Origin of the sequence: Arthrobacter agilis (assembly GCF_006494655.1) — a bacterium.
Taxonomy (GTDB): domain Bacteria; phylum Actinomycetota; class Actinomycetes; order Actinomycetales; family Micrococcaceae; genus Arthrobacter_D; species Arthrobacter_D agilis.
Genome location: NZ_VHIM01000037.1, coordinates 1 through 291 on the forward strand (window position 1 = coordinate 1; position 291 = coordinate 291).

1 protein-coding gene is annotated in these 291 nt (G+C 36.4%); it reads right to left on the bottom strand.

The features are described 5' to 3' along the window. Nucleotides 1-13: 13 nt before the first annotated feature. Nucleotides 14-291: YpjCB family protein (locus FJV46_RS15795; protein WP_204840890.1), on the bottom strand; the 278-nt coding region annotated here is incomplete at its 5' end.

Sequence of the window (291 nt, forward strand, 5' to 3'; positions counted from 1 at the left end):
TGCCATTTATTAATCATTGAAAACTGCTTTTAGAACTTGATACAACGGGACTAGTCACAACAGGACTATTCTCAACGGGATCATCCTCAGAGGAACTATCATCAAAGTCATCATCCATAAATAAAATATCATCGAATGGTGCCACGCCCGTGATGAGTTTTATTTTATTATTACGATCAGTCAATACTCCACTTAAACCGTTTTCGCTCACAGGTTTTAATGATTTTTCATTACTCTTGTTGTAAGCAGGCGCATTAAAAATACACGGAGTATCAACATCAAACAATGACG